This is a genomic window from Curtobacterium sp. GD1 (assembly GCF_020882855.1).
In the GTDB taxonomy this organism is placed as follows: domain Bacteria; phylum Actinomycetota; class Actinomycetes; order Actinomycetales; family Microbacteriaceae; genus Curtobacterium.
In genome coordinates, this window is record NZ_JAFEVQ010000010.1 from 69,425 (window position 1) to 82,810 (window position 13,386).

Annotated in this window: 16 protein-coding genes; 9 read left to right on the forward strand and 7 right to left on the reverse strand. The window is 73.6% G+C overall.

Translation table 11 applies throughout. The features are described 5' to 3' along the window. Nucleotides 1-6 precede the first annotated feature (6 nt). From JSX79_RS07380 to JSX79_RS07400, 5 genes are all read left to right on the forward strand, one after another. Entirely contained in the window at nt 7-783 is a 777-nt protein-coding gene (locus tag JSX79_RS07380) for an SDR family oxidoreductase (RefSeq protein WP_229085614.1), read from the forward strand. Nucleotides 784-894: 111 nt separating this feature from the next. Next, nucleotides 895-1,428 carry a phosphoribosyltransferase gene (locus tag JSX79_RS07385; RefSeq protein WP_175473674.1) on the forward strand — a complete coding sequence of 178 codons (534 nt, stop codon included), beginning with the start codon at nt 895-897 and terminating at the stop codon, nt 1,426-1,428. After that, nucleotides 1,425-2,144 (forward strand): Type 1 glutamine amidotransferase-like domain-containing protein, encoded by a 720-nt coding sequence (locus JSX79_RS07390; protein ID WP_229085615.1) that lies wholly within the window; start codon nt 1,425-1,427, stop codon nt 2,142-2,144. Before JSX79_RS07385 ends, JSX79_RS07390 begins: the two co-directional genes overlap by 4 nt. 4 nt (nt 2,145-2,148) lie before the next feature. Beyond that, the gene (locus JSX79_RS07395; RefSeq protein WP_229085616.1) at nt 2,149-2,832 is read left to right on the forward strand and encodes a uracil-DNA glycosylase; all 684 of its coding nucleotides are present in this window, start codon (nt 2,149-2,151) and stop codon (nt 2,830-2,832) included. A 10-nt stretch (nt 2,833-2,842) separates the two neighbouring features. Beyond that, a complete protein-coding gene (locus JSX79_RS07400; RefSeq protein ID WP_070416352.1) occupies nt 2,843-3,445 on the forward strand; it encodes a GNAT family N-acetyltransferase in 603 nt (200 codons plus the stop codon). A 328-nt stretch (nt 3,446-3,773) separates the two neighbouring features. Here JSX79_RS07400 and JSX79_RS07405 read toward each other — a convergent pair whose 3' ends face one another. Further along, on the reverse strand, nt 3,774-4,472 hold the full coding sequence (locus JSX79_RS07405; protein WP_229085617.1) for a FadR/GntR family transcriptional regulator: 699 nt from the start codon (nt 4,470-4,472) through the stop codon (nt 3,774-3,776). Nucleotides 4,473-4,678: 206 nt separating this feature from the next. Between JSX79_RS07405 and JSX79_RS07410 the strand changes: the two genes are divergently transcribed. Together JSX79_RS07410 and JSX79_RS07415 are read left to right on the forward strand one after the other, a co-directional pair. After that, a complete protein-coding gene (locus JSX79_RS07410) occupies nt 4,679-6,241 on the forward strand; it encodes a GntP family permease (protein ID WP_229085618.1) in 1,563 nt (520 codons plus the stop codon). 38 nt (nt 6,242-6,279) lie between these two features. Next, a complete protein-coding gene (locus tag JSX79_RS07415) occupies nt 6,280-6,759 on the forward strand; it encodes a gluconokinase (protein WP_083403481.1) in 480 nt (159 codons plus the stop codon). Here the strand turns inward: JSX79_RS07415 and JSX79_RS07420 are convergent. The 3 genes from JSX79_RS07420 to JSX79_RS07430 all read right to left on the reverse strand — a co-directional run bounded on the left by JSX79_RS07420 (nt 6,731) and on the right by JSX79_RS07430 (nt 9,535). Further along, nucleotides 6,731-7,462 (reverse strand): 3-keto-5-aminohexanoate cleavage protein, encoded by a 732-nt coding sequence (locus JSX79_RS07420; protein ID WP_229085619.1) that lies wholly within the window; start codon nt 7,460-7,462, stop codon nt 6,731-6,733. The genes JSX79_RS07415 and JSX79_RS07420 overlap by 29 nt on opposite strands. Nucleotides 7,463-7,499: 37 nt before the next feature. Beyond that, a complete protein-coding gene (locus tag JSX79_RS07425) occupies nt 7,500-9,164 on the reverse strand; it encodes an ABC-F family ATP-binding cassette domain-containing protein (RefSeq protein ID WP_229085620.1) in 1,665 nt (554 codons plus the stop codon). A gap of 65 nt (nt 9,165-9,229) precedes the next feature. Next, entirely contained in the window at nt 9,230-9,535 is a 306-nt protein-coding gene (locus JSX79_RS07430; RefSeq protein ID WP_229085621.1) for a putative quinol monooxygenase, read from the reverse strand. 119 nt (nt 9,536-9,654) lie between these two features. Here JSX79_RS07430 and JSX79_RS07435 point away from each other — a divergent pair, with 119 nt between their 5' ends. Then, nucleotides 9,655-10,215 (forward strand): RNA polymerase sigma factor, encoded by a 561-nt coding sequence (locus JSX79_RS07435; RefSeq protein ID WP_071302559.1) that lies wholly within the window; start codon nt 9,655-9,657, stop codon nt 10,213-10,215. Further along, nucleotides 10,212-11,072 carry a hypothetical protein gene (locus JSX79_RS07440; protein WP_229085622.1) on the forward strand — a complete coding sequence of 287 codons (861 nt, stop codon included), beginning with the start codon at nt 10,212-10,214 and terminating at the stop codon, nt 11,070-11,072. The genes JSX79_RS07435 and JSX79_RS07440 overlap by 4 nt, the downstream gene beginning before the upstream one ends. 1 nt (nt 11,073) lies before the next feature. Here JSX79_RS07440 and JSX79_RS07445 read toward each other — a convergent pair whose 3' ends face one another. The 3 genes from JSX79_RS07445 to JSX79_RS07455 are packed head-to-tail and all read right to left on the reverse strand — an operon-like array spanning nt 11,074 to nt 13,372. Next, nucleotides 11,074-11,958, reverse strand: a complete 885-nt coding sequence (locus JSX79_RS07445; RefSeq protein ID WP_229085623.1) for a biotin-dependent carboxyltransferase family protein — start codon at nt 11,956-11,958, stop codon at nt 11,074-11,076. Continuing rightward, entirely contained in the window at nt 11,955-12,608 is a 654-nt protein-coding gene (locus tag JSX79_RS07450) for an allophanate hydrolase subunit 1 (RefSeq protein ID WP_229085624.1), read from the reverse strand. The genes JSX79_RS07445 and JSX79_RS07450 overlap by 4 nt, the downstream gene beginning before the upstream one ends. Then, the gene (locus tag JSX79_RS07455) at nt 12,605-13,372 is read right to left on the reverse strand and encodes a LamB/YcsF family protein (protein ID WP_229085625.1); all 768 of its coding nucleotides are present in this window, start codon (nt 13,370-13,372) and stop codon (nt 12,605-12,607) included. The genes JSX79_RS07450 and JSX79_RS07455 overlap by 4 nt, the downstream gene beginning before the upstream one ends. Between the last annotated feature and the right edge of the window lie 14 nt (nt 13,373-13,386).

The window sequence follows — 13,386 nt, forward strand, 5'->3', positions numbered from 1 at the left end:
AAGCACATGGCATCTCGTCGCGCAGTCGTCACCGGAGCGAGCTCGGGCATCGGAGCAGCGACCGTCCGACTGTTCCGCGCGCACGGGTGGGACGTGCTCGCCGTCGCCCGCCGTGCCTCGAAGCTGGAGGCGCTCGCCGGGTCGACCGGAGCCGACGTCCTCGTGGCGGACATCACGAGCGCCTCCGACGTCGAGGCGCTGGCAGCCCGTGTCGACGAACTCGGGGGAGCGGACGTGCTCGTGAACAACGCCGGCGGCGCCTTCGGGTCCGCGTCGGTCGAGGAGTCGGACGTCGAGGACTGGCGCGCCATGTTCGAGGTGAACGTGATCGGCACGAAGCGGGTCGTCGCGGCGTTGCTCCCGCACCTCCGTCGGCGTGCGGCGGCCGCCGGGAGCGCCGACATCGTCACGGTGACCAGCACGGCCGGGCACGTGGCGTACGAGAACGGCGGCGGGTACAACGCCGCGAAGTTCGCCGAGCACGCCCTCGTGGCCGCGCTCCGGCTCGAGCTGAACGGGGAGCCGATCCGGGTCGTCGAGATCGTACCGGGCCTCGTGAAGACCGACGAGTTCGCCCTGACCCGGTTCCGTGGCGACGCGGAGAAGGCCGCGGCGGTCTACGACGACGTGCCGGAGCCGCTCGTGGCCGAGGACGTCGCCGAGGCGATCGTGCACGCGGTCGAGCTGCCGGCGCACGTGAACCTCGACCTCGTGACGATCCGCCCGGTGGCGCAGTCGGCGCAGCACAAGCTCGCGCGGGGGAAGCTGACCCCGCGGGTGTGATCCCCGCGGGTGCCGCGCACCCGGCCCGCACCCGGCCCGCACCCGACCCGCACGCGCCCGGGCCGCACGTGCGGGTCGCGGGCGCGGGGTCCGTGCCGGTACCGTTGTCGGATGCCGATCAGCAGCGAATCCGGGTCACCCGCCCAGGCTCCCTCGACCGTGACCGTGACGAGCGGGCCCGAGGTGCTCGGATGGCTCGAGTTCGGTGACGCAGCACGCCTGCTCGCCAAGGACGTCCTGTCCTCCGGCTTCGAACCCGAGGTCGTCGTCGCCGTGGCCCGCGGTGGGCTCATCATCGCCGGTGCGGTCGCCTACGCCCTCGGCACCAAGGAGTGCGGCTCGATCAACGTCGAGTTCTACACCGACGTCGAGCAGCGTCTCGAGGAGCCGGTCATCCTGTCGCCGGCGCTCGACGCCCCGAGCCTCGCCGGCAAGCGCGTCCTCGTCGTCGACGATGTGTCGGACTCCGGCCGGACCCTCCGCCTGGTGGTCGACATCATCCGGAACGCCGGCGCCGACGTCCGCAGCGCCTGCCTCTACTCCAAGCCCGGCACCGTGCTCGAGCCGGACCACGTCTGGCGTCGCGTCGACGGGTGGATCACCTTCCCGTGGAGCGCCCTCGCGCCGGTGACGGCCGAGTCGTGAGCATCCACCTCGTCGGCGGCGGACCCTTCGCCGCCTCGGACGCCGCCGCGCCCTTCGTCGCCGAGGCCACGGTCCGCTCCGCAGCCGTCGGCCGCACGGTCCCGCGCATCGCCCTGCTCTCCGTCGCCGACGGGTCCGGTGCGAGCCCGTCCAGCACGGCCGACATCGGCGAGGTGCTCGCCGGTCCGCGCACGGCCGAGGTCCTCGTCACCGAGATCGCTGCCGGTCAGGTGTTCGACACCACGGTCTTGAGCGACGTCGACGCCCTCGTGGTCGGCGGCGGGGTCACGCCGGACTACCTCGACGCCGTCGCCCCGCTCGTCGACCAGATCCGCCTGCTCGTCTCCGACGGCCTGCCCTACCTCGGCTACTCGGCCGGCGCGATGATCGCCGCCGATCGTGCCCTCGTCGGCGGCTGGCGCATCGGCGGCGTCGAGATCTGCCCCGAGGAAGCCTCCGAGGGCCTCGACGAGGTCGAACTCCGCGAGGGGCTCGGCCTGGTCGACCTGACGATCGACGTGCACGCCGTCCAGGCCGGCACGCTCGCCCGGCTCATCGCGAGCGCCGAGGCCGAGTTCGTCACCGCGGGCCTGGCGATCGACGAGGACACCACGCTGGTCGTGGGCGAGGGCGCGCTCGAGGTCCGCGGCACCGGCAGCGTCTGGCGCGTCGTCGCCGGCGAGGACTCGGTCGCCGTCGCCACGATGGGCGCCTAGCCCCGTGCAGGCCCGACCGCTCGCCGACCTCGTCGACCCCGGCTGGGCCGAGGTGCTCGCCCCGGTCGAGGACGACGTCCACCGGATGGGCGACTGGCTCCGCGCCGAGACCGGTGCCGGTCGCCAGTACCTCCCGGCCGGGGAGCACGTCCTCCGCGCCTTCGCCGAGCCGTTCGACGACGTCCGGGTCCTCGTCGTCGGACAGGACCCGTACCCGACTCCCGGGCACCCGATCGGCCTGTCGTTCGCGGTCGACCCGCACGTGCGACCCGTCCCGCGCAGCCTGGCGAACATCTACCGCGAGCTCGAGGCCGACCTCGGGGTGACGCCGCCGGCACACGGGGACCTGCGGGCGTGGTCGGCCCAGGGCGTCCTGCTGCTCAACCGCGTCCTCACCGTCGAGGCCGGAGCCGCCGGCAGCCACCGAGGGAAGGGCTGGGAGGCCGTCACCGACCAGGCCGTCCGTGCCCTCGTCGCCCGCGGGAAGCCCCTCGTCGCCGTGCTCTGGGGTGCGCAGGCGGCCTCGGTCCGGCCGCTCCTCGGGGACACCCCGGTCGTCGCGTCCGCCCACCCGAGCCCGCTCAGCGCCTCGCGCGGGTTCTTCGGCAGCCGCCCCTTCTCGCAGGTGAACGAGCTGCTCGTCGCCCAGGGCGCCGAACCGGTCGACTGGATCCTGCCCGCGGCATAGGCTCGGACCCGTGCTCGAGGAGGAATACCAGCGACGGCGGGTCCTGCCGCGACACCTGCGCGCCCCGGTCCCCGCCGAAGCCGCGTTCACCTACACGATCCGGGCTGCCGAGCCCAGCGACCTCCCCGACGTCCGCGAGATCCACACGCACTACGTCCGGAACTCCTCGGTGACCTTCGACCCGTCGGCGTTCACGTTCGCCGCGTGGAAGCGTCGGTACGACGAGATCCGTCGTCGGGGTCTGCCGTTCCTGGTCGCCGAGAACCCCTCCGGGCAGGTGCTCGGCTACGCGCTCGTCGACCCGTGGAACCCCCGCGACCGTTCGAACCGCGTCGTCGAGGACTCGATCTACCTCGGTGCCGCGTCCGGCGGGAAGGGGCTCGGGCGGGCCCTGATGGAGGCGCTGATCGACGAGTGCCGTTCGGCCGGCGTCCGCGAGGTCGTCGCCGTCATCGCCGACCGCCAGGCCGAGGCGTCGATCCGGCTCCACGAGCGGCTCGGCTTCGAGGAGGTCGGCCGCATGGGGAAGGTCGGCTACAAGTACGACCGGTGGCTCGGCACGGTGACGATGCGGCTGCGCCTGCGCGGTCCGCGCCTCTTCGCGCGCGGGTAGCGCGCGCGGCCGGCGGCCGGGCGGGCCGCGGCCGACGTCGAGGTCGCACGATCGGCCGCTTCCGGCGTGCGCGCGCGGCGTGTTGCGCGACCTCGGCGGAGAGCGTGCGGCGTGTCCTGCGACCCGGCCACGGTCGGACGGGAGGCGCGGTGCGGGGCCGACCCGCGCCTCCAGTCCGTCCGTCGGTCGCGTCCCGGGCACGCGAGGTCGCGCGATCGGCCGCTCCCGTCGCGCGCACACAGCGTGTCGTGCGACCTCGGCGACCCGCACGTGGCGTGTTGCGCGACCCCGGCGACTCCGGCGACCCCGGCGACTCCGGCGACTCGGGTCAGGACGTCGGCGCCTCCGCGATGAACTCGTCCCGGGTCACCCGCACCAGCTCGCGCGCCGCAGCCGACGCGGCCCCGCCGTCGCCCGCGACGAGCGCCAGCCCGACGGCCTCGTGCCGTGCCGCCGCATCGCGGGTCCAGCGTGTGATGGTGTCCCGCGACTCCGAGGTGCGGGTCCGCAGCAGCGCCTCGACGGTCCCGGCGAAGTGTGTGAAGACGGCGTTGCCGGAACCGGTCAGGAGCGCTCGGTGGAAGCGGACGTCGGCCTCGAGGTAGGCGCGGCTGTCCTCCCGACCGCAGGCGTCGATCATGTCGGTCGCGGCGGCGAGGACCGCTGCGGCGCCCGGTGTCCCCGCGGTGAGCGATGCGGCGACGGGCTCGACGCCGAGGCGCAGCTCGAGCAGTTCCCGCTGCTGGGCGAAGTACCAGGGCGAGGCGCCGCGCCACCGGATCACGGTCGGCGCGAGCAGCTCCCACGACACGATGTCGAGCACCAGCGTGCCGACGCGCTGGCGGGGTTCGACGAGCCCGAGCGACTGCAGGACGCGCAGCGCCTCGCGGACGACCGACCTCGACACGCCGAACTCCGCCGCGACGGCCTCGGGCCGGACGACGGTGCCCGGGGCGAGCACGCCGTCGACGATCCGCTGCCCGAGCGTCTCGAGCACCTGGGCGTGCAGTCCGCGGCCGGTCGCCATCGTTCCTCCGTGCAGTACGCGGCACGCACGGCGCGTGACACGGTGTCCATCGAATCGGCAGACTGCCCCGGAGGGCGGATGCCGCGCGGTGGATCGTCGTATAGTCTGATTAATCAGATTATTGACGGTCGACGCGCAGCACGCCAGACCGTCCTCGACACGAAGGCGACGGAGCCGCGCGGCAGCGGCTCCAGGAAGGGGCACCGATGCCTCACGCTCTCCCGGCCGATCCGGCCACGGTCCACGCGACCGCGGCCCACGCGGTCACCGTCCTGGCGGCGGAACCAGCCGGTACCGAAGCCGTCGACCCGTCGGGGCCGGTCGCGCAGCTGATCATCGCGGCGATCATCGGCATCGTCGTGATCATCGCCCTCATCACCTGGCTGAAGGTGCACCCGTTCATCGCGCTCACGATCGGGGCGCTCGGCGTCGGGATCGGCGCGGGCCTCGCTCCGGACAAGGCGGTGACGAGCTTCGGCAACGGCTTCGGTGCGACGATGACGAGCGTCGGCATCCTCGTCGGCCTCGGCTCGATGTTCGGCAAGATGCTCGTCGACTCCGGGGCGGCCGACCGCGTGGTCGACACCCTCGTGCGGAGGTCGTCGAAGGCGGCGCTGCCGTGGACGATGGCCCTGATCGGCGCACTCATCGGCCTGCCGATGTTCTTCGAGGTCGGCCTCGTCCTGCTCATCCCGATCATCGTCCTGGTGGCGAAGCGCAGCTCCGTCCCGATCATGAAGATCGCCGTGCCCGCCCTCGTCGGCCTCTCCACGATGCACGCGTTCGTGCCGCCGCACCCCGGCCCACTCGTCGCCATCTCGACGGTCGGTGCGAACCTCGGCACGACGCTCGCGTTCGGCATCGTGCTCGCGATCCCCGTCATCGTCCTCGCCGGTCCGGTCTTCGCCCGCTTCGCGGCGCGCTGGGTCGACATCCCCGCGCCCGACATGTTCGGGTCGCGCGGTTCCGACGCGGGTCCCGTCGGCGACGACCCGGCACACGCGGGTCGGGAGGCGCGGCGCGGCCCCGCCACGCAGGACACCGCATCCCTGCCCCACGGCAAGAGCGACTTCACCCGCGTCATCAGCGAACCGCGCAGCCCGTCCTTCACGGTCGCACTCGTCGGCATCCTGCTGCCCGTCGTCCTGATGCTCGCGCAGGCCATCCGCGAGGCCACCGTCCCGGACGCCTCGGGCTCGTGGGTCAGCCTGCTCGACTTCCTCGGGTCGCCGATGATCGCGATCGGCATCGCCGCGGTCTACGCGATGATCTTCTTCGCCATCGGCGGCGGCATGGACCGTTCCGCCGTGTCGAAGTCCCTCGAGAGCGCCCTGCCGCCGGTCGCGGGCGTCCTGCTGATCGTCGGCGCCGGCGGTGGCTTCAAGCAGGTGCTCATCGACACCGGGATCGGCGGGGTGATCGCCGACGCCGTGAAGGACTCCGGCATCTCGGTACTGCTCGTCGCATGGGTGGTGTCCGCCCTCGTGCGCGTCGCCACCGGGTCGGCCACGGTCGCCACCGTCACGGCCGCGGGCATCATGGCGCCGATCGCGCACGACCTGTCCTCGCCGATGACCTCGCTGCTCGTGCTCGCGATCGGCGCCGGGTCGGTCTTCCTGTCGCACGTGAACGACGCCGGGTTCTGGCTCGTGAAGGGGTACCTCAACACCACGGTGGGGCAGACCTTCAAGACGTGGACGATGCTCGAGTGCCTCATCTCGGTGTTCGGCCTCGCCGGGGTCATGCTCGCGGGGGTGTTCATCCATTGAGCGACGACACCGCACTCGACGCCCGCGTCCTCGTCGTGATGGGGGTTTCCGGATCGGGCAAGTCGACCGTCGCCGCGATGGTCGCCGAGCAGCTCGGGTGGGACTTCGCCGAGGGCGACGCCATGCACCCGCGGGCGAACGTCGACAAGATGCACGCCGGCACCCCGCTGACCGACGAGGACCGCTGGCCCTGGCTCGACGTGATCGCGGCGTGGATCCGGTCGCACCTCGACGGTGGCACCCCCGGCGTGGTGACCTGCTCGGCGCTGAAGCGCTCCTACCGCGACGTCCTCCGGGCACCCGGTGTGGTGTTCGTGCACGTCGCCGGCGACGGGTCCCTCATCGAGGACCGGATGTCGAAGCGCTCCGGGCACTTCATGCCGACCTCGCTCCTGCAGTCCCAGCTCGCCACCCTCGAGCCGCCGCAGGACGACGAGGCCCACATCACCGTCGCGGCGGACCGGACCCCGCAGGAGGAGAGCGCCGAGGTCATCGAGCGGCTGGCGCTCCGCCGCTGACCATCGCGGCCGCGGCGGCGGCGAGCTGACGGTTCGACGTCGCCGCGGTCCCGTCCTCGAGCACGGAGGTGTCCTCGAGGCCGGTGCGGATCGCGTGCCCGCGGGCGAGGGCACGTCGGCTGATCTGCCATGATGCAGCGCCGATGCCGTGGTGGAGCTGGGGGAGCGTGACACCGGCGGCGTCGAGCATCGACTCCAGCTCGGCGTCGAGCGCGAGGGCGTCGTCGACGTCCTCCAGGAGGGGCTCGACGACCACCCGGACGAACCGATCGTGGCGACCGGCCCGGACGAACCGATCCGCGTCGGAGCCACTGAGCAGGCACGCCTCGATGCCGACGCCGCGCCGCGCGAGCACCTCGCTGACGTCGTCGATGCCCGCTTCGCCCTGGTTCGCCGCGACGAGGTCGGGCAGTTCGGTCCACGACGACACGAGGTCGAGGCGTTCGCGCGGGTCCGGCACGATCGCCGCGAACGTCGTGACGTTGACCGGGATGCCCGGACACGCCGCCCGCACCGCGCGCAGCATCCTGCCGACCGGACCGGCGGCGAGCGACTCGTCCCCGTCGTCGTCGAACGCGTGCAGGTGCAGCAGGGTGGCGCCGGCGGCGACGCAGGCCGCGGCGTCCCGGGCGATCTCGTCGGCGGTCCGGGGCATCGCCGGGTGGGTGGTGTCCCCGTTCAGCGCGAGTTGCAGGTCCACCATGGTCCGAGCCTACGGATCACGGTGGAGGCCGGGCGCGTCAGGCCTCGGTGACGCGGCCGGCCTCGACGCGCCACTGCCGGTCGAGGCGGACGGTCTCGAGCATGCGGCGGTCGTGCGTGACGAGGAGCAGGGTGCCGTCGTACGAGTCGAGGGCCTGTTCGAGCTGCTCGATCGCGGCGAGGTCGAGGTGGTTCGTGGGCTCGTCGAGCACGAGCACGTTCACTCCGCGGGCCTGCAGGAGCGCGAGGCCGGCGCGCGTCCGCTCACCGGGGGAGAGCGCGTTCGCCGGACGGCCGACGTGGTCCGCCTTCAGCCCGAACTTCGCGAGCAGGGTCCGGACGTCGGCCGTCGTGTACTCGGGCACGATCGCCTCGAACGCGTCGGCCAGCGGCTGCTCACCCGTGAAGGCCGCGCGTGCCTGGTCGATCTCGCCGACCGCGACGCTGGAGCCGAGCGACGCCGTGCCCGTCGTCGGCGCCTGCTTGCCGAGCAGCGCCCGGAGGAGCGTGGACTTGCCGGCACCGTTCGGACCCGTGATGCCGATGCGGTCACCGCCGTCGACCTGCAGGGAGACCGGCCCGAGCGTGAAGTCGCCCTGGGTGAACGTCGCGTCGGACAGGGTCGCGACGACCGCCGAGGACCGGGGCGCGCTGCCGATCGTGAACTCGAGCTGCCACTCCTTGCGCGGCTCCTCGACCTCGTCCAGCCGGGCGATGCGGGACTCCATCTGCCGGACCTTCTGCGCCTGCTTCTCACTCGACTCGGAGGCGGCACGGCGGCGGATCTTGTCGTTGTCGGGACTCTTCCGCATCGCGTTCCGGACGCCCTGGCTCGACCACTCGCGCTGGGTCCGGGCACGGGACACGAGGTCGGCCTTGGTGGACGCGTACTCCTCGTAGGCATCGCGCTTGTGCTGCCGTGCGATCTCGCGCTCCTCGAGGTAGGAGTCGTACCCGCCGCCGAAGAGCCGGTTGGTGGACTGCGCGAGGTCGAGCTCGAGGACGGCGGTCACCGAGCGCGCCAGGAACTCGCGGTCGTGGCTGACGAGCACGGCACCGCCGCGGAGGCCCCGGACGAAGGCCTCCAGCCGGTCGAGGCCGTCCAGGTCGAGGTCGTTCGTCGGTTCGTCGAGCAGCACGATGTCGAACCGCGAGAGCAGCAGTGCGGCGAGCCCGACGCGGGCCGCCTGCCCGCCGGACAACGCGGTCATGAGCGACTCCGGCCCGACGCCGTCCTCATCCGACCCGACGGCCAGGCCGAGGTCGGCGAGCACGACGGGGATGCGGTCGTCGAGGTCGGCCGCGCCTGCCGCGAGCCAGCGGTCGAGCGCCGCCGAGTAGGCGTCCGCCGCGGCGTCACCGGCGTCGGGGTCGCCGAGCGCAGCGGCTGCGGCGTCCATCGACGCGGTGGCTTCAGCGCACCCGGTCCGCCGGGCGATGTACGCGGCGACGGTCTCACCCGCGAGGCGTTCGTGCTCCTGCGGCAGGAAGCCGACGAACGCGTCCGTCGGTGCGAGCGACACGGTGCCGGCCAGCGGCTCGTCCACCCCGGCGAGGAGTCGGAGCAGGGTCGACTTGCCGGCGCCGTTCACCCCCACGACGCCGATGACGTCCCCCGGAGCGACGGTGAGGTCGAGGGAGTCGAAGAGCGTGCGTGCGGCGTACCCGCCGGAGAGTCCCTTGGCGACGAGCGTGGCGGTCATGCCCCAATCGTCCCATCCCCGCGACGGACCATCGACCGGAGCGGGGCCGGCTCAGCGGTGTCGCGTCAGTCGAGCGTGATCGTCCGACCGAACCGACGGGTGACCGGTGGGGCGGCGACGACGGCGGCGAGGGCGTTCGCCGCGCCCTCCGGCGTGCCGCGCCAGGCGACGTAGGCGTCGTGGGCCTCAGGCGTCGTCCAGCGCTCGACGACGACCACCCGTGACGGGTCGGTGTCGTCGACGAGGACCTCGAGCGACTCGTTGCCGGCGAACGCACCGGTCTGGGCGAGGGTCTCCCGGATCGCGGCCTCGGTGGTCTCCTCGGGGAGGTCGCTCCGGAGCTGGACCTCGAGCAGGACGGTCATCGACATGGTGCACCTTTCGTCGTCGTTGCCCGATGCAACCGCACCCGGCAGCGGGGTGTTCCGGACTCGCCGTCGACCGGTGCGGCGGGATGGAACCGATCCGGGTGTCCCGGACACTGCAGGGTATGGACAGCGGGGACTGGGCGATGGCGCTCGAGGGTGACGGCGAGGCGTTCGGGCGGGTGTTCGACCGGCACCGCCACCGGGTGCAGCGCCACTGCATGCGGCTCGTGCCGGTCGACACGGACGCGGCCGACTCGGTCGCGATCGTGTTCCTCGAGGCCTGGCGGAACCGGGCTCGGGTCCGGCTGGTCGACGGGTCGCTCCTGCCGTGGCTGCTCGTCACGGCCACGAACGTCGCCCGCAACCAGACCCGTGCGGCCCGGCGGTACCGGGCCGCGCTCGACCGGTTGCCGCCACCCGAACCCGTCCCCGACCACGCGGACCGGGACGACGACGGGGACGCCGTCCGGGCGCTCCGGCAGCTCGGGCACCGCGACCAGGAGATCATCACGCTGTCGGTCCTCGAGGGCTACAGCGAGCGGGAGATCGCCGCCGCACTCGGCATCGCGCCGGGAACGGTGAAGTCGCGTCTCTCCCGCGCACGGACCCGGCTCGCCGCGGCACTGACCGCGAGCGGGCCCACGACCCAGCCGGCCGTCGAACGGAACGGAGCACGATCATGAGCACCTCCACGAACAGGGACACCGACGACCGCGACCGGGCACTGCGGGCATTGCTCGTCGACACGGTCGAGCACACACCTCGGCGGCGTCGACGGTGGCGGGCGGCGACGATCGCGGGAGCGGTGGTGTGCGTCCTCGGTGGCGCCGCCGCCGGTGGTGCGATCACCGCGGCGGCGAGTCCGGACCCGGCCGCCCTCGAGGCCCAGAGCCAGGCCGCGACGGTCGTCGGCGGGTCGGGCGCGACGTACCTGCGGGTCGTCGGCAGCCCGGTCGGGCGGGTCGGGTCGTCGGACGAGACGATCTCGGTCGGACGCGCTCCCGCCCGTGCCGACACGTTCACCTGGGTCGCCACGTGTCGCACCGGGAGCGGCGAGATCACCGAGCGCGGGTCCGGTGTCGATGACGGTAAAGCGTCGTGCGCCGCCGGGTCGCACGTCACGGGCTCGTACGCGGCGTCGGAGATCGCCGGGCACCGGATCCGGCTCAGCGTGGACGGGGACCTGGGGTGGACGCTGTCGTACGGCTGGCTGCGCACACCCCCGATGCCCGCGGCGAGCGCGGCGCAGGACCAGGCGACCGAGGACGGCGTCGTCACCCGGAGCGAGTACCTCGCGGCCTTCGACCGCCTGCAGGGGTGCATGACCGCACGGGGGGAGTCGCTGGGCCGGATCCCGAGGTCGTCGTTGTTCGTGGCGCCGACGGCCCACGACGCCTACGTGCTCGACTGGTGCAGCGCATCGGAGTGGTCCGCGGTCGACACGCTCTGGCAGAACGAGCACCCCGCCCCGTCGTCGGACGACGACTCGTGGGGATGGCAGCCGTACGACCCCGCGTCCGATCCGCGCTACGCCGGCTGAGTCAGTCGAGGACGCGGAAGCGGACCGCGTCGCCCGGTCGGAGCTGGGCGGCGCGGTCGACCGACGCGGGGGTGAGCACCGCGACGACGGGGTAGCCGCCCGTGACGGGGTGGTCGGCGAGGAACAGGACGGGGTGGCCCGTCGGCGGGACCTGCAGCGACCCGGTCTCGACGCCCTCGCTCGGCAGCTCGCGGGTCACGGCGCGGACGAGCGGCCGGGCAGCGGTGGTCCGCACGCCGACCCGGTCGCTGTCGGGGGTGACGTGGTGGACCTGGCCGGCCAGGACCGTCCGCCACTCCGGGGTGAACCAGTCGTCGCGGGGTCCGGCGGTGACGTCGAGCACGACCGCCTCGCCCGGTGGTGACCAGCGCGGCGGGGCGACGGCGTCGACGAGCGGCCAGGCATCCGCGGCGTCCCCGATCGGCAGGACGTCCCCGACCGTGACGGGAGGCGGACCGAGGCGCGCGAGGGAGTCCCACGAGCGGCTGCCGAGCACGGGTTCGACGGCGAGGCCTCCGTGGACCGCGAGGTACGTGCGCAGTCCCGCGGTGGCAGTACCCACCCGGAGCACGTCGCCCGGTGCGAGCGTGACGACCTCGAAGCAGGCCGCGCCGCGGACCCGGCCGTCCGCGGACTCGACCGTCACCGGGCAGGTTGCGCCGGTCAGGGACGCGACCACGTGCGCGTCCGAGCGGAGCGTGACGGAGCCGAGCAGCGCCTCCAGGACCGCCGCGTCGGGACGGTTGCCGACCAGGCGGTTGGCGAGTGCGGCTGCCCCGCGGTCGGCGGCACCCGCGGCGCCGAGGCCCGTGTCGCTGAACCCGGGCCGGCCGAGGTCCTGCGTCGACGTGCCGGGGCCGACCTGCAGGACGGTGAGGGTGCTCATGCGCGGCCGGCGTCGACGAACCGGATCCGGGTGCCGGCCGGCGCGAGCGCGGGCGGGTCGCGGTCGAGCGACCACATCGCCACGTCGGTGCGGCCGATGAGCTGCCAGCCGCCGGGCGACGCGCGCGGGTAGACGGCGCTGAACTCGCCGGCGAGGGCGACGCTGCCGGCGGGCACGGACGTGCGGGCGTCGGTGCGTCGGGGCAGGTCGAGCGACGGGGCGGAGCCGGTGAGGTAGCTGAAGCCGGGTGCGAAGCCGCAGAACGCGCTCGTCCAGGTCTGGCCAGTGTGCCAGGCGACGAGCTGGGCGGCTGTGGTGGCGACCAGTGCGGCGACGGTGTCGAGGTCCTCGCCGTCGTAGGTGACGGGGATCGTGGTCACCTCGCCGACGTCGGCTCGGGTGGGCACGACGGGTTCGACGGCCTGGAGGCGCGGTGCGAGTCGCGTGGGATCGGTGCGGTCCGGGTCGAAGCGGACGAGCAGTGTGCGGGCTCCGGACACGAGTTCGGTCACGCCCGGCACGGGTTCGGCCTCGAGTCCGGCGCGGAACGCGGTGACCTCGGCGAGCGTGCCGAAGGTCACGAGCACCGCGCGGGTACCCGCACGACGCACGTCGAGGGCGGGTCCGGCGTGCTCGGCCGGCGCGCTCACGGTGTGGGGGCGAACGGGGTGCTCGCGACCCCGTGCCGGTCGAGGAGCTCGCGGATCGCCCGGGCCATCGCGACGGCGTCGGGGGAGTCGCCGTGCACGCACACCGAGTCCGTCCGGACCGGGACGACCGAGCCGTCCACCGCGGTCACGGTGCCGTCGGTGACCATCCGGAGGACCCGGTCGGCGACCGCTGTCGGGTCGTGCAGGACGGCGCCCGGACGGCTGCGCGGGACGAGGGACCCGTCGGGTTCGTACGCCCGGTCGGCGAAGACCTCGGACACGGCGCGGAGCCCGTGCGCGGTCGCTGCGCGGAGGAGCTCCGAGTCCGGCAGCGCGAGGACCGCGAGGGACGGGTCCACGTCGGCCGTGGCGCGGGCGACGACCTCGGCCTGGACCGGGTCGGCGCAGGCGGTGTTGTACAGGGCGCCGTGGGGCTTCACGTAGGTCACCGCGGTGCCGGCGACCCGGGCCGTGGCGAGCAGGGCGCCGAGTTGGTGGACGACGTCGGCGTAGAGCGCCTCGGGTGTGACCTCGACCGCGCGACGACCGAACCCGACGAGGTCGCGGTAGGCGACGTGCGCCCCGACCGCGACGCCCCGCTCGGCGGCGAGGCGGCAGGTGTCGAGCATGATCGCGGGGTCGCCGGCGTGGAACCCGCAGGCGACGTTCGCCGAGGAGACGACGTCGAGCATCGCCCGGTCGTCGCCCATCGTCCAGGCGCCGAAGCCCTCGCCGAGGTCGCTGTTGAGGTCGATCGTCGTCACGCTGTCAACCTACC